This window comes from Cupriavidus sp. IDO (assembly GCF_000812465.1).
Lineage (GTDB): Bacteria > Pseudomonadota > Gammaproteobacteria > Burkholderiales > Burkholderiaceae > Cupriavidus.
This window is the reverse complement of sequence record NZ_JWMA01000060.1, coordinates 24492-37347: the sequence shown is the minus strand read 5'-3', so window position 1 is coordinate 37347 and position 12856 is coordinate 24492. Positions and strand designations below refer to the sequence as shown.

Below are 12856 nucleotides of genomic sequence, written 5' to 3'. Positions count from 1 at the left end.
ATATAAGTCTGCAACCAGTCCTGCTCAAGCCAGCATGTTCGTCTTACCTTGCAAACCGGGGCGCGTTCATATAAGTAGGTCGCCCGGCAGGGCGAAACGGGGCCGTCGAACCTTCGACAGCGTCAAACCGCAGCCACCAACCCCAACTGCAGACCAGCACCCCATCAATTAAACTGATACGAATACGTCATATTGATCCGCGGCGACCGATGACTCGCATTGGTCGGTTTGTCCCCCACCGGCTGCGCCACCGAAAGATCCAGCGTGTAGTACTTCCGATCGGAAAACCGCACCCCCAGCGCCACTGACGACAAACTGCGGTGCGACAGCGACACGCTGTTGGAGAACACACGCGCCACGTCAGCGGCGATATACGGCTGCAGCGTCCGCAGGTAAGCCAGGTCCGCCACGAACATCCGGCCGATTTCCGCAGACGCCGCCCAGCCCTTGTCTCCGGCCACCTCGCCGGCGGGATAGCCCAGCCCGAAGAAGCGTCCGCCAAAGCTGATCTGCTCGCCCGATGCCAGCCGGTTGGCGCTGTATTGCCCGGCCGCGGCAACGGTGGCAATGAACGCGGCCGGCAGTTCGATGGATTGCGAAAGCAGCAGCCGGGCGCGCAGGAAGTTCAGGTCGTTCTGGTTGTTCTGGCGGCTCGCGCCGAGTGCGTCGACGCCTTTGAACAGGCTCAGCGTGGCACTGCGCGTCATGCCTTCGCGGCGCTGTATGTAGGCGAGCTCCGCGCTCACCACGCGTACGTTGGTGCCGAGCGTGACCTGCGTGCCGGTGGCGGTGTGGGTGTAGCGCTCGAACTGGTCGGCGCCGTACATGCCGCCCGTGACGGTCAGCGCGTGCGCGTTCGAGAGCAGCAGCGGGTAGCTCAGCGTGGCGCCGATGCGCTTGGTGTCGTTGACATAGCGCGGGTTGAAGCCGAGCGGCTCGAGCGTGCTGTTCTGCGGCACGCCGCGATAGTGCGAGGCGTTGAGCCTGGCGATCATGCCTTCGGTGCCGATCGGCTGCGCGTATGAGGCCGCGTAGAACTCTTCGTTGTCGCGGCCTTTCGGGAACAGCGCCGAGACGGAGATCTGCTCGCCCAGCGGCGTCAGGCTGTTGGTGGTCGCGGTGGCGATGGCGCGCAGCCCCGGCGACATGTATTCGATACCGGTACCGAACGTGAAAGGCTTGCGATTGACGTCGAGGATCATCTCGCAGGCGCCATCCGTGGTCTGCGGCGGCTGGACCGTGGCGGCCACCTGCATGCCGGGCTGTTGCGCCAGCACGTTCACGTAATGCTCGAAACTGGCCTGCCGCAGGGGGCGGTCCTGCTGGAGCATTTCCGCAATCTTGCGCAGCCGTTGTTCCGCCGGGCCGGGCTTGCCTTTCACGGTCACCTTCGAGACATAGCCTTCGACCACCGTGACCAGCACATCGCCGTTCTCGAAGGTCTGCGCCGGCACGAAGGCGAACGAGAGCGGATAGCCGCGCTCCTGGTATATCTTCGTGACGGCATTGGCCGCTTCGAGCAGCTGGCCGACCGTGATTTCACGATTGGCCAGCGGCAAGAACTGCGCGGCGATCTCTTCGAACGGCAGGGTTTTTGAGCCTTCGATCCTGAAGCGCTTCGGCGTGAGGCGCGCATTGAGCAGGTCCTGCATCGCGGCCTGCGGCCGTTCGACCTGGACGGTCACGCTGCTGTCCGGGCGAGCCGGCGCGATCTTCGGAATGGTCTGGGTCGGATCGCCCTGGACAGGACTGCGGGCGTCAGCAAAGGCGGGAATGGTGTGGAGCGAGCCGACGCCGACCAGCAGCGCGGCTACACGATGACGTGCACGCATGGCAAAACCCCTGTAAGCCAAGACACTGCGGCTATGACGTGGCGTGCCACTGGCGCGGGGGTTGCCGCTACCCCCGGGCCTGCTGATGCGCGGTGCGCGTGGCTGCTACGCTGAATCGGGTTGCTGCGCCGCCCGCGCTCCGGCGCGGGCGGCATGCTGCGGTGGAATTACTTGTGGCCGAGAGCGCCGGACAGGCCGCCCAGCAGTCCGCCGACCAGGCCGCCTACCGTACCGGTCGCGCCCGTGGTGGAGCCCTTGCCGGACGTGGAGCCGCCGGAACTGCCAGTGGCGTTTCCGCCCGTGAGGCCGGCGACGATGCCAGTGACCGGTGCCAGCGCTGCCGTGCCCGCTCCGGTGCTGCTGCCCGAGCCGGCAGCGGGTGCCACGGCTGCGATGCCGCCTGTCGCCCCGCTCACCGGGCCGGTGACCGGTGCCAGCGGTGGCGAAGAGCCACCGCCAGCCGCGCCGGTCAGTCCGCCAGTGAGGCCGCCGACCAGGCCGGTGACCGGCGCCAGCGGTGACGAAGAGCCACCGCCAGCCGCACCGGGCAGTCCGCCAGTGAGGCCGCTGACCAGGCCGGTGACCGGTGCCAGCGGCGACGATGAGCCACCGCTGCCGGTGCCGTTCACCGCGCCGCCGAGCACCGCTACGGTGTTGCCAGCGCCGTTGACCACACCGCCCACACCGGACACCACCGGGGTGTTGGTCTGGCTGAGCGTCGTGCCGGCCGTGGCCAGCGCGCCGCCAACGGTAGCGAGCAGGCCGGCCGCGGGTGCGCCCAGGCCGGTAGTGCCGCCGATCGTCTGCGTGGCGCTGGTCAGTTGCGAGGTGAGCGGCACGATGGCCTTGCTGGCGGTTCCGGTCAGCTGCTCGACCGGCCCGCTCGACAGCACCGTGGTCAGCTTGTCGCCCGCGCCGCCGACCGCGCCGCCGAGTTGTGTGACCACATTGCCCAGCGGAGTCGCCAGCGGTGCCTGCGGCGACAGTTGCCCGGTGCCGAGGCCGCTCACGGCGCTGCCCGTGTTCGCCAGCGCGTTGCCGACTTCGCTCACCACATTGCCGGTGCTTGCCACCGTTGTGCCGATCGGATTGGATGCGTTGGGATTGCCGAGGCCCGATTGCAGGCCGGTGGCCAGCGCGCCGACGGCGTCGCCGACGGACGTGACGGTGGCGCCCAGCCCGCTCTGGGTCTGGGCCGGCACGAGCGGCAGGCCGGCATTGCCGATCTGCGTGCCCAGATCGCTGACGGTGCTGCCGGCACCGCCGACTACCGAGCCGGTGTCGTTGACGACGGCCGCGGTCGGCGTAAGCGCCGCGGGCGCGGTGCCGCCGCCGTTGTTGCCACCGTTGTTGTTGCCACCGTTGTTGCCGCCCGTATCTCCAGTACCATCCGTACCACCGGCGAGGCCCAAGCCGCCGGTGCCGTCCGTCCCGCTATTGCTGCCGCCCGAAGTCTTGGCGCCGGACGTGCCGCTCGTACCGCTCGTTCCCATCGAAGTCGACCCGCTGCCGCTGGCGCAGCCACCAAGGGCCAGCAGCGTTGCGAGGAGTGCCGCCAAAGTGAATTGTTGCTTGCGCATGATTGATCCCTTATTCCCGTCGTTTAAATCGCCTTGCCGCGCATCGCTTATCGCTCCAGCGAGCGTCGGCACTCTGCATAGCGCAATGGGTGTGCCAATCCGGATGCCGGGCCGGCCGCACCTCCCTCCGAAGTAGGGCGGGCTACCCGTAGAGGCAGCGGTGGCGCGGCTTTGCGGGTGGTCGGGAATTCACGTCGGTCGAACGCACGTGGCGGTGCGGGGCCGGCATTCGCGTTACGCGTTACGTAACGTGTGTCGGCTGGCGGGAACAAAAGGGCGGATGGTGCAGGCGCCGGCGATGGCTGCGCACGGCGCGCGCGAGGCGGCTTCCGGCGCCATCGATGTTCCGTGGCGGGCGGAACACGTTACGTAGCACGTAACACCGTCACCCCATGCCGGAGCACGGCTTCGGCATCTCGCGCGGCGCTTCTTGCACTACCCCGAAACCCGCACCCCGCAAGGCTTTGAAGGCGTTCACGGGCAGCGCAAACCTTCGCCGCCGGCGCGTGGCCGGAGCGCTGGCACGCAGCTTGCCATCAGTGATACCCGAGGCGCCGGCGAACACGTGCTGCGCCAGGCTGCCGTGCCTGCCTGCGGGCAAGGCGCAGCGCAGCAGCGAAGCCGGTCTTGCATGCCGGAAGCCATTACAACAGGAGAAACAGAATGAAAACGAATAACCGGGTCCATCGCTCCATGACTTCCGTTGCAGCCGCCTGCGTGGCCCTGGCCCTGCTTGCGGGCTGCTCCTCGAGCGGAGGCGGCAGTGGCGTCAATCCCTCTTCCAATGGCAACAACACTACGCCGGTCATGCCGACGCCGGCCTCCACGCCTGACACCACGCCGACTGCCAAGAGTGTCGAGAGCGCCGGTAACACGGTGATGGCCACCGGCAATGCCGTGAGCGGGATCGGCAAGCAGATCCAGGACGCGCCGATCCCGTTGCTGCCCGCAGATGCGCGCAACGGTGCGGGCGGTGTGGTGGTGAATGCCGGTGAGACCGTCGGCGCGTTGGGCGCCGGCGTGCGCGATGGCCTCGGGCAGATGGGCGCTGTCGACAACCCGGTCGGCGTGACGGTTGCCAGCACCGGCAACGTCGTGCAGAAGGCGGGCGACACCGTGACCAGCGCCGGCCAGCTGGTCGGCGGGCTCGGCACGGAGCAGCTCTCGCCGCTGGCGCCGTTGACGACGCCCGTCTCGGGCGTGGTCCAGAAGGTGGGCGGTGCCGTGAGCGCCGCTGGCGGCAAGCTGGGCGATGCATTGTCCGGTGGCCCGGTCGCGCAACTGACCGGCAGCACCAGCACGGCCATCGTGCCGCTGACCACTCAGCTGACCGACGGCACGCAGAATGCGGGCGCCATGACCGGTGCGGGTGCCCCGATGGACGGCCTGCTGACCAAGGTCGGCAATACCGTCGCCACCGGCGGCAGCATGCTGACCAATACCAATGCGCCGGTTATCTCCCCCGTCGGCGGCGTGGTGACCGAAGCCGGCAAGACCGTGGCGGCGGCCGGCGTGCTGGTGCAGGGCGGCTCCGGCGGCAGCAGCGGCGGTAACCCGCTCGGCGGCGTGCTGAACAACCTGTCGCTGGCCGCCGGAGGCAGTACGGTGGCCAGCAAGAGCGATGGCCAGAGCAGTCCGCTCGGGCCGCTGACGACCCTGCTTGCGCCGGTCACGGGCCTGGCTTCAGGCGTGAAGAGCGCTGCCGGTGGCAGTGGCGGCGACGCCAAGGCGCTGCCGCTACCGTTGCCGGTGGGCGGGCTGCTGCGCTGAATGTCTCATCCTAAGGTTTAGGGTTTTCACGGTGCGCCGTCGCACTTCACCCCGTCGCGGCGCATTTTTTTATTCCACCTGATGTGGCGGCTCACGGGCCGCCGCATCAGGCCCCAGGCCGGTTTCCGGCTGGCGGACCGTTCTTTGACAATTGGCGAGAGGCCCCGGGACTTTGGCGTTTCAAACGCATGTCCTATTCTAGGTAGATAGTTTCGCCTAGCCCAAACGAAGGGTATGGTTGAGACAATTCATGCCTTATAAGAATTACCAGCGTGAAACATAGATAAAAGTGTGGGACCGCAGAGCCCCGCGATAACGAACGGGGCGGCGTGATCACAGGGTGGACGATCACTTCGGGAGTGACATCATGAAAGAGCTGGTTACACGCTTTATCCGGGACGAACGCGGCGCAACCGCAATCGAATATGGCTTGATTGCGGGCCTCATTGCGCTTTCCATCGCCGTCGCTGCAGGCTCGCTCGGCACCAATCTCAGCGATGGCTTCCAGGGCCTTGCCAACAAGGTCTCTACGTGGCTTCCGAAAGGCAGCGCGCCTGCCGCAGGTGGCTGACTTGATGCTGGCGTGATTGCCGCGCTGTTCTGCACGGCGACCATCTGGACTGACCTGGCTTACCGACGCGTTCCCAACGCATTGCTGTTGGCGGTGCTGCTCGCCCTTGGGCTGGCGCTGCTGACCGGCAATGCGCCGGAACCCGGGATGGGCGCGCGCCTGCTTGGCGCCGGGCTTGGCATTGCCGTCACGCTGCCGGTATACGCCCTCGGGCGCATGGCGGCGGGCGACGTCAAGTTCCTGGCCGTGGCCGGACTCTTCACGGGTCCGCAGGGGCTGGTCGCCGCATGGGTCGTCGGCAACCTGCTCGGGCTGGCGCACGCGCTGCTGGCCTGGGCGGCATCCGCCATCGGGCGAAGCAGGCGGAAATCGGGCAAAGAAGCAGGCAACGAAACGGGCAGCAACACAGGCAACGAAACGGACAACGAACCGACGGCCGGGGGACAGTTGAGCAAGGCGCGCGGCATTCCATATGCCGCCTACCTTGCCATCGGACTGCTGGTGTGGATGGCTGGCGGCGCGTAGCTGAATATGCGCGCCACGGGGAGGGCGCCGCCGGTCGGCGCAATCACAGAACAGGACCGGATCAGTATGTTGCCGCGGGGATATTCCATCAGGCGCACGCGACGCGCAGGCATCGCAGCGCTTGAGTTTGCGATCGTGACACCGGCGCTGCTCGCGGTGGTGATCGCGATCGTGTATTACGGCCTGGTGCTGGCGTTGCAGCAGGTGCTCACGCTGGCAGCCGAAGAGGGCGCGCGCGCCGCGCTGCGCTACCCCAGCGGGGTATCGGCAGCCAATCCGGCCGCCATGCAGGCACAGCGCGTCAACGCGGCTGCCGCCACCGCAATCGCCACGCTTCCCGCTTCCCTTGGCGCGCTGATTCCGCCGGCCGGCGTGGCACAGGCCGTCAGTTGCTCGTCCACATCCGGCAACGTCTGCGTGCGCGTCACGCTGAACCTGACCACTTCCGCGATCCTGCCCTCGGTACCGCTGGTGCCGGTGCCGCCAACGCTTTCCGGTACCGCCATGGTCCAGCTTTCCCCGGATACCTGATGCCCGGCCTCGCGCAGATTCCTTATCGCCATACCCTGCCGCACGTTCGCCGCGTGGCCGGGCGACGGCCGTTCTCCGAATTTTCTTCATCAACCAGCAGCCCGGCAAAGAGAGCTCAGGCATGACCAGTAAGCAGATCCGGATTCTTGCGGTTGTCCTGCTCGCGCTGGCCGCGCTGCTTGCGCTGCTGGCGTGGCAGGTCGGGCGCAGGCCCGCCGTGCCCGCGGAGCAGGCGAAGGGTGCGGCGACGCTGCATCCCATCGTGGTGACCACGCGCGCGGTCGAGCCGGGCAAGCCCATGCCGGCGGATGCGCTCAAGGTCGAGATGCTTCCTATCCAGCCGGCCGGCGCCTACAGCGAGGTAGAGCGCGTGGCAGGCCAGATTCCGCTCGTCGCGCTCGGCGCCAGCGTGCCCGTGCTCGAAGGCCAGCTGCTGGCCGGGCTTGCGGGACAGGTGCCGGAGGGCGAGCGTGCCGTGGCGATCGCGGTCGATGAAGTGATTGGCGTCGGCAACCAGGTCCAGCCCGGCGATTTCGTCGACGTGTTCCTGATCCTGCGCCGCGACAACCAGGAAATCCCGGAAAGCCAGGCGCGCATGCTGCTGTCGAAGCTGCGCGTGCTGGCCTACGGCAACGGCGCCGTCAACGAATCGCAGAAGCCCCAGGCCGATCAGATGATGACGCGCCGCGAAGGCGCGAAGACGGCCGTGCTGTCGGTGCCGCTGGAACAGGTCAGCCAGCTGGCCATGGCGCAGCACTCGGGGCGCCTGCTGCTGGCGCTGCGCAATCCGCATGACGAGGCGACGCCCAGCGACGGCATGTTTGCCGAACCTGTGCCCGCACTGGTCGCGCGCGCAGGCGTGCCGGCCGATGCCCCGCGTGCCGCGCCGGACCGCGCCATGGCAGGCGTAGCGCTCGCTGGCATGGCTGGCGCCGGGCAGCCGGCGGCGCGCGCCCCCGCACCCGCACAACCCAGGCCTTTGCAAACCGCGGCAATGGCGCCGCCGCGCCCGCCGAGGGAGACGGCCGGCGTGGAAGTCATCCGCGCCGGCAAGCGCGCAATCGAATAGCCGGGCAGCCTGGCAACAAGACCAACAGCGGGCCCCAACCCTATGCAAATCAAGACCAAGAGCCAGGTAGCCACGCTACGCGTAGCCATGATGAAGGCCGTGTTCGGCACGATGCTGGCCATGGCCGCGATCGCAGCCGTTGCGCCACGCGCGCACGCCCAGGATGCCGCCGGCCCCGCGCGCACCATGCGCCTGATGGCCGGCGCGCAAAAGGAAATCCGGCTCGCGCGGCAGATCGAGCGCGTTGCCGTGGGCAACCCGGCGGTGGCGGATGCGCTCCTCTTGAAGCAACGCAGCGGGTCGCCAAGCGTGCTGGTGGTGGCGAAGCAGCCTGGCGTGACCGACCTGATGATCTGGACGCGCGGCGCCGCGCCGCTCAGCTATACCGTGCAGGTCGACGCCATCGCCCCGGATCCGGGCGGCGCCAGCGTCAGCTACTCGGCGGCCGGTGCGACGATCACCGGCCAGTCTCCCGATGCCTACGCCGCCGCGCGCGCGCAGGCGGCCGCGCGTGCTGCCACCGGCAAGGCAGACGGCAAGGGCGGACTGGTGGTAGACCGCTCCACGGTGCCGGTCAGCGGCACGGTACAGGTAGACGTGAAGGTGGTGGAGATCAGCAAGACCGTGCTTAAGGAAGTCGGCATGAACTTCTTCCGGAACAACTCGGGGTTCGCGTTCGGCACGTTCTCGCCGTCGTCGCTGAACAAGTTCACCTTCACGCCCGGCACGGGCGGCGCCAACGGCAGCTTCAGCGCGGATATCTCGACGCCGATCAGCAATGCGTTCAACCTGGTGGCGGCATCGCTGTCGCACGGCATCTTCGCCAATATCAGCCTGCTGGAGGCCAACGGGCTGGCGCGCGTGCTGGCCGAGCCCAGCCTGGTGGCGCTGTCGGGACAGAGCGCGAGCTTCCTGGCCGGCGGCGAGATCCCGATTCCGGTGCCGCAGGCGCTCGGGACCACCACCATCCAGTTCAAGCCGTTCGGCATCGGCCTGACGGTTTCGCCCACCGTGTTGTCGGACCAGCGCATTGCGCTGAAGGTGGCGCCAGAGGCCAGCGATCTCGACCCGTCGCGCGGTATCTCAATCAACGGCGCGGTGGTGCCGGCCATCGTCACGCGCCGTGCCGACACTACCGTGGAGCTGGGCGACGGCGAGAGCTTCGTGATCGGCGGGCTGGTCAGCCGCAATACGGTCAGCAATGTGAGCAAGGTGCCGCTGCTGGGCGACCTGCCGGTGATCGGCACCTTCTTCAAGAACCTGAACTTCCACCAGGAAGACCGCGAACTGATGATCATCGTCACGCCCCGGCTGGTGAAGCCGCTGGCCAAGGGCGCGCCGGCTGCCGGCGCAGTAGGCGGCGACGGGCGTACCAGCGCGGATCCCAACGTCTGGGGCTGGTACATGCTGGGCGAGTACGCGGACCCGACCCTGCCGGGGTTCTCGAAGTAGGCACGGCCGCAGGCGAAGACACAGTCAACATCAACGAGACGGTTTCATGGATTACTTCCTGTTGCACGCGGCGCAGGGTGAAGTGCGCAGCTGGCTTGGCAGCGCGCTCGGCGGGATCGGGACACTGCTGACCGAAGATCGTTCGCAGGAGGCGTTCATCGAGCGCGTTGGGGAACTTCGTCCGGGGCTGGTGCTGCTGCATTTCTCGGCCGAGCTGGCCGACTCGTCGGCGCGGCTGGGGGAACAGCTGTCGCGGCTGTTCCCGGGCCTGCCGGTGGTTGCGGTGGGGCGGGCCGACGAGCCCGGCGCGATGCTGGCGGCGCTGCGCGTGGGCGTGAAGGACTTTATCGATGTGCATGGCGCGCCGGCAGATGCCGCGGCAGTGGTCACGCGCCTGGCGGTGCCGAGCGAAAATGTGCGGCCGGCCGAGGCGGCGCGCCAGGGCCGGATCGTGGCCGTGCTTGGTGCGCGGCCCGGCGTCGGCGTGACGACCCTTGCAGTCAATCTGGCGGCGGTGGCGCGACGCCAGATGCTGCTGCGAGACAAGCCGGAGTCGCGCGCCGAAGTCCTGCTGCTCGATCTTGGCCTGCCCGCGCGCGACGGTGCGCTCTACCTCAACGTCAACCCCGGCTTTCATTTTGTCGAGGCCGTGCGCAACCTGCGCCGCTTCGACCAGGTGTTCGTGCAGACGGCGCTCGCGCGCCACGCCAATGGCGTATGCGTGTTGCCGCTGCCGGCTTCACTTGCCGAGCTGCGCGATATCTCCTACTCGGAAGCGGCCAGCCTGCTCGAGCGGCTGCGCGCGTTCTTCGACGTGCAGGTCATCGATCTTGGCGGCTTTGCAAACGCCGAGTTCACCGCACAGATTGTCAAGGCGGCCGACAGCGTGATCCTGGTCACCGAGCAGAGCGTGGGCGCCATCGTCTCGGCGGCCGAAGTGCTGCACGAGCTGAAAGCGCGCGAAATTGAACGGGGCGACCTGCACCTGCTGGTGTCGCGCTTCGATGCGCGCTTGGGTGTCGATGCCGTGCAGATCGCGGAGCGGGTTGGCGTGCGCTCGGTCAGCATGGTCCCCGACAGCCGCGAATCCCTGGTGATGGCCACGAACCGCGCGGCGGTGCTGGCCGACGACAGTCCGCATCACCCCTATGTGCGCGCGCTGGGCGATCTGCTGGTGCGGCTGGGCTATCGCGCCGCCCGCGTTCCGGAACCCGGCCCGCTGGCCCGGTTGAAGCAAAAACTGCCTCAGGTGCTGCGTGCAGTGCGTGCGGCACGGCATGGAAACTGACATGACGCAACCGATCGAATTCTCAGACAATGCCCCGGCACCGTTTCCTGTCTCGCAGGAATTCCACAATATCAAGGAAGCCGCGCACGAGCACCTGCTGACGCGTATCGAGGAACTGGGCGCGGAGTTCGGCCGCTGGTCGCGCACGGCCATCCACCGCTTTGTCGACCTGGAGCTGGAAAGCTTCACGCGGCTGCGCCGTATCCCGATCAACGAGGCCGAGCTGCGCCAGATCGCCGAGGCGCTGACCAAGGAGCTGGCCGGCTTCGGCCCGATCGAAGACCTGCTCAACGATCCGGCGGTGGAAGATATCCTGGTCAACGGCCATATGGATGTCTACGTGTCGCGCCACGGCGTGCTGGAGCGCATTCCGGTGCGCTTTGCCGACAGCGGCCATCTGCTGCGCATCGTGCGCCGCATCCTCGCGCCGATCGGTCGGCGGCTGGACGAATCCAATCCGATGGTCGATGCGCGCCTGCCCGACGGCGGCCGCATCAACGTGGTGATTCCGCCGCTGGCGCTGGAAGGCCCGGTGGTATCGATCCGCAAGTTCCGCAAGGACCCGATGACGCCGGCCGACCTGCAGACCCTGGGCACCATGAGCCCGGAGATCAGCGACCTGCTGGAGGCGGCAGTGAAGGCGCGCTGCAACATCCTGGTGAGCGGCGGCACCAGCTCGGGCAAGACCTCGCTGCTCAACGCGCTGGCGACCTTCGTGCCGACCAGCGAGCGCGTCATCACCATCGAAGATACCGCCGAACTGGCGCTCAACCACCCGCACGTGGTCCGTCTGGAAAGCCGCCCCGGCGGCTTCGAAGGGACCGGCGTGGTGTCGATCCGCGACCTGCTGCGCAACAGCCTGCGCATGCGCCCCGACCGCATCATCGTCGGCGAAGTGCGCAGCGGCGAAGTGCTGGAAATGCTGCAGGCGATGAGCACCGGCCATGACGGCTCGATGGGCACCATCCACGCCAGCAGCCCGCGCGAATGCCTGTACCGGCTGGAAATGCTGGCCGGCTTTGCCGGCTTCCAGGGCAGCGAGCTGAGCCTGCGGCGGCAGATCGCCAACGCCATCGACTTCATCGTGCAGATCGGCCGCCTGTCCAACGGCAAGCGGCGCATCCTGTCGATCACCGAGGTGACCGGCCTGGGCGACAACATCATTTCCACGCAGGAGCTGTACCGCCACGAGCCGTTCACCGCGCCGGACGGCACCGAGACGGACCGCTGGCTCTCGCTCGGCATCCTGCCGCACTCGCCCAAGCTGGCGCGCATGCGCCCGGCGGGCTTCATGCTGGACGACCGCTTCGATGTCTAGCGCGGCCTTGCTCCTTATCGCCATGGCCCTGGTCGTGACCGGCCTGGGGCTGTTGCTGCTGGCCAGCGCGCAGGCGCGCGCCCGCAAGGAGCAGGCGCAGGCCTTCCTGCAGGCGCAGACCGAACAGGTGCGCATGCGCTATGTGCAGACGCCCGACCCGTCGCTGCAGCAGCCGCCGCGCGACCTGAAACGCCGCTGGGCAGACCTGATGCGCCGCGCGGACCTCTCGCCCACGCGCCGGACTTACTTCCTGTGGGGCGCGCCCGTGCTGCTGCTGGTGCTGGTTGCGGCAGCGGCCGGTGGCTGGATCGGCGCCGCGGCCATGCTGGCCATGTGCGCGGCCGTGTGGGCGTTCCTGCTGTGGAACCGCGTGCGCCGCATCCACAAGAAGCTGCTGCTGCAACTGCCGGGATTTCTCGATGGCGTGGTGCGCCTGATGACGATCGGCAGCAGCGTGCCCGCGGCCTTCCAGAATTCCATCGCCAACACCGAGGCGCCGCTGCGCCAGTGCCTGATCCAGGCCATTCACCTGCAGCGCGCCGGCAAGGAGCTTGACCAGGCCGTGTTGCAGGTCGGTCGCGTGTATCGCATCGACGAGCTGATGCTGGTGTCTTCGGTGCTGAGGCTGTCGGTCCGCTACGGCGGGCGCGCCGACGTGGTGATGGAGCGCACCGCCAACTTTATGCGCGACCGCGAGCAGGCGCAGCGCGAGCTGATGGCGCTGTCGGCCGAGACGCGGCTCTCGGCATGGGTCCTCGGCCTGCTGCCGCTGGTCGTCGCGGGCAGCCTGTTCGTGCTGAATGCGGGCTACATCATGATGATGTGGAAGGACCCGACGGGCAAGACCATGCTGCTGAGCGCGCTCGGGCTGGAGGTGGCCGGCGCCTTCATGCTCTACCGGCTGGCAAAGTCGATCTAGG

The 12856-nt window shown here is 67.9% G+C and carries 11 protein-coding genes; 9 read left to right on the top strand and 2 right to left on the bottom strand.

The window, feature by feature from the left end:
• Window positions 1–164: 164 nt before the first annotated feature.
• Both RM96_RS19210 and RM96_RS19205 read right to left on the bottom strand, forming a co-directional pair.
• Window positions 165–1832, bottom strand: coding sequence for a ShlB/FhaC/HecB family hemolysin secretion/activation protein (locus tag RM96_RS19210; RefSeq protein WP_039012924.1), 1668 nt, complete (start codon window positions 1830–1832; stop codon window positions 165–167).
• Between the two features lie 167 nt (window positions 1833–1999).
• A complete protein-coding gene (locus RM96_RS19205) occupies window positions 2000–3412 on the bottom strand; it encodes a collagen-like triple helix repeat-containing protein (RefSeq protein WP_039012923.1) in 1413 nt (470 codons plus the stop codon).
• A gap of 663 nt (window positions 3413–4075) precedes the next feature.
• Here RM96_RS19205 and RM96_RS19195 point away from each other — a divergent pair.
• The 9 genes from RM96_RS19195 to RM96_RS19155 all read left to right on the top strand — a co-directional run bounded on the left by RM96_RS19195 (window position 4076) and on the right by RM96_RS19155 (window position 12855).
• Complete coding sequence (locus tag RM96_RS19195) at window positions 4076–5182, top strand: collagen-like triple helix repeat-containing protein (RefSeq protein ID WP_039012921.1); 1107 nt, start codon at window positions 4076–4078, stop codon at window positions 5180–5182.
• 367 nt (window positions 5183–5549) lie between these two features.
• Window positions 5550–5753, top strand: coding sequence for a Flp family type IVb pilin (locus RM96_RS19190; protein WP_039012920.1), 204 nt, complete (start codon window positions 5550–5552; stop codon window positions 5751–5753).
• 12 nt (window positions 5754–5765) lie between these two features.
• Complete coding sequence (locus RM96_RS19185; RefSeq protein ID WP_052279593.1) at window positions 5766–6278, top strand: A24 family peptidase; 513 nt, start codon at window positions 5766–5768, stop codon at window positions 6276–6278.
• A gap of 66 nt (window positions 6279–6344) precedes the next feature.
• Complete coding sequence (locus tag RM96_RS19180; protein WP_039012919.1) at window positions 6345–6809, top strand: TadE family protein; 465 nt, start codon at window positions 6345–6347, stop codon at window positions 6807–6809.
• 121 nt (window positions 6810–6930) lie between these two features.
• Window positions 6931–7878 (top strand): Flp pilus assembly protein CpaB, encoded by a 948-nt coding sequence (gene cpaB / locus RM96_RS19175; RefSeq protein ID WP_039012918.1) that lies wholly within the window; start codon window positions 6931–6933, stop codon window positions 7876–7878.
• Between the two features lie 111 nt (window positions 7879–7989).
• The gene (locus RM96_RS19170; protein ID WP_443112262.1) at window positions 7990–9330 is read left to right on the top strand and encodes a type II and III secretion system protein family protein; all 1341 of its coding nucleotides are present in this window, start codon (window positions 7990–7992) and stop codon (window positions 9328–9330) included.
• A gap of 46 nt (window positions 9331–9376) precedes the next feature.
• Complete coding sequence (locus RM96_RS19165) at window positions 9377–10618, top strand: AAA family ATPase (protein ID WP_039012916.1); 1242 nt, start codon at window positions 9377–9379, stop codon at window positions 10616–10618.
• 1 nt (window position 10619) lies between these two features.
• Entirely contained in the window at window positions 10620–11936 is a 1317-nt protein-coding gene (locus tag RM96_RS19160) for a CpaF family protein (RefSeq protein WP_039012915.1), read from the top strand.
• On the top strand, window positions 11929–12855 hold the full coding sequence (locus RM96_RS19155; RefSeq protein WP_039012914.1) for a type II secretion system F family protein: 927 nt from the start codon (window positions 11929–11931) through the stop codon (window positions 12853–12855). The genes RM96_RS19160 and RM96_RS19155 overlap by 8 nt, the downstream gene beginning before the upstream one ends.
• The last annotated feature ends 1 nt before the right edge of the window (window position 12856 follow it).